General features: G+C 37.9%; 2 protein-coding genes. One reads left to right on the top strand and one right to left on the bottom strand.

The window, feature by feature from the left end; all coding sequences use genetic code 11:
- The first annotated feature begins 163 nt into the window (after window positions 1–163).
- Window positions 164–2,041, top strand: a complete 1,878-nt coding sequence (locus NI462_RS14830) for a potassium transporter Kup (RefSeq protein ID WP_253161224.1) — start codon at window positions 164–166, stop codon at window positions 2,039–2,041.
- Window positions 2,042–2,107: 66 nt separating this feature from the next.
- On the opposite strand, the gene NI462_RS14825 is transcribed toward NI462_RS14830, so the two are convergent.
- Window positions 2,108–2,305: a hypothetical protein gene (locus tag NI462_RS14825; RefSeq protein ID WP_086044977.1), complete on the bottom strand. Its 198-nt coding sequence runs from the start codon at window positions 2,303–2,305 to the stop codon at window positions 2,108–2,110.
- Window positions 2,306–2,458 lie beyond the last annotated feature (153 nt).

Below are 2,458 nucleotides of genomic sequence, written 5' to 3'. Positions count from 1 at the left end.
ATATATTTTTGGATTACTTATAAGTGAAATAGCACCTATATAGTGCAGGCTTAGCTAGAAAAACTATAACACTCTAAGAAAGTATGGGTTTTTATGTACAAGGCAATTTCATGAGAAGCCAGATGATAAAATTCGAGGCTCCCCAATTTTGTAAATCAAATATATGCAAAATAATGTGAGTAAGCCGGCAGTACCAGCATTAACACTGGCTGCACTAGGAGTAGTATTCGGCGATATAGGAACGAGTCCATTATATGCATTAAAAGAAAGCTTTCATGCGACACGCGGGCTACCTATTAATGAACTTAATATCCTGGGAATTCTCTCTTTAATCTTTTGGACCATTACCTTAATTGTTTCGCTTAAATATGTTTTGGTGATCATGAGAGCTGATAACAATGGTGAAGGGGGTATCATGGCATTACTCGCCTTAAACCTTAGGCAAAAAGGATTGTCCCGTGGAAAAAGATTGGCAATCATTATCTTAGGTTTCATTGGAGCATCCTTATTCTTCGGTGACGGTATCATCACCCCTGCTATTTCTGTTTTATCTGCAGTTGAGGGACTTTCTGTTGCTGCCCCGTCATTTGATCGCTTCATTATTCCAATCAGTATTGGAATTCTTATAGCTCTCTTTGCCGTTCAAAAACATGGGACTGCAATGATGGGGAAGTTTTTTGGTCCTATTACCCTGTTATGGTTCCTATCTATTGGTGCCATTGGCATTATGAGTATTATTCAAAGTCCATTTGTTCTTGCATTATTCAGCCCACACTGGGCTTTTTTATTCGTTATTAACAATCCTCTTATTTCATTTTTTGTGATGGGAGCTGTGGTTTTAACAGTAACAGGTGGTGAAGCCTTATATGCGGATATGGGACATTTTGGTATTTTACCGATCAAGTTAGGCTGGTTTTTAATTGTACTGCCATGTCTGATGCTGAATTATGCTGGACAAGGAGCATTACTGTTAAGAGATCCTTCGGCTATCACCAATCCTTTTTACCTGCTTCTGCCTTCAGCCCTTCTATATCCTATGATTATTCTGGCTACTGCAGCTGCAGTGATTGCCTCACAGGCTTTAATCAGTGGGGTATTCTCAATGGCTAAACAGGCAATACAGTTGGGATATCTACCTAGGCTTACAGTTTTACATACCTCCGCTTCGGAAATTGGACAAATTTATATTCCATTACTGAACTGGCTCCTGTTTATCTCTATCACCATCTTGATCTTAATATTTGAAAGTAGCAGCAAGTTGGCAGGTGCTTATGGTCTGGCCGTCACTGTGACCATGTTCTGTGACACACTGTTAGTAGCTTTTCTGGCTTATAGTTACTGGAAATGGAAAACATGGAAAGTCTTACTGTTCATTATTCCATTCGCCTTTATTGATCTGGTTTTGCTGAGTTCAAACCTATTAAAAGTCCTGATTGGAGGCTGGGTACCAGTCGTTATTGCGGTTATTATTTTTACCCTCATGATGACCTGGAAAAAAGGCAGAGAGATTCTTCAGGACAAACTGCAGAAGGACACGCTTCCACTGAATGTGTTTCTTGAGCACCTTGAACAGACAGGTCAGAAAGTGAGTGGAAATGCCGTATTTTTAACTGGAACGCCTCAAGTCGTACCCCATGCGCTTTTACATAATCTAAAGCATAATAAAGTTCTGCATGAACGTAATTTTTTGGTGACAATCAAGACTTCTGAAATCCCGTATGTTGATGAAGCTAAGCGAATCGTTACTGAAGTACTAGAGAATGGTTTTTTCAGAATAACGATCCATTATGGATTTAAAGAAGAGCCTAATGTGCCTCATTCATTGAAACAAGCTTTTTCAGTACTGGATCTTGAGTATGACTTAATGAATATCAGCTTCTTTGTTTCTAGAGAAAGATTAATTCCAAGTCTGTCCAGCAAGATGTCTACATGGCGTGAAAAGTTATTTGTCGCAATGCAAAAAAATACCAGCCCTGTCAGTGATTTTTATAAAATCCCTTCTAACCGGGTGGTAGAGCTAGGTAGTCAGATTGAAATTTAAGAATTTCTAAAATGAATAGGCACCTTTAAATAAGGGTGCCTATCTGATCAGAATAAATCTTTTACTTTAATTTTCCAATAGTTGACCAATCTCTAAAGCTAAATAACCACGTTCTTTAAAGATCAAAATAATTGCTTTTTTATAATCTTCAGAAGTAGAGGTCTTATATTTTGTTATAAGTTGAATTTCAGAATTAAGCTGAAGGTCATTTTTTATCGTCAACACTTCCGTAGAGACTTTATTAAAAATCTTGAAATTAAACATACAGGCGCTCTTTATCAATATTATAGCGGCCCGACTACAACAAATACCTGCCTTAGCTCAGCTAGACACCCTTGGCTGCAAGGATTACAAATTAGACAAGATTCTGCAAGTTTTGCTCCATTGAAAGTATGAATATTCAACTAAAGAAGGTTC

This window comes from Acinetobacter lwoffii, assembly GCF_024129715.1.
Classification (GTDB): Bacteria; Pseudomonadota; Gammaproteobacteria; order Pseudomonadales; family Moraxellaceae; genus Acinetobacter; species Acinetobacter lwoffii_U.
The sequence above is the reverse complement of the archived record's forward strand: the minus strand, read 5'-3'. Positions and strand labels throughout refer to the sequence as shown.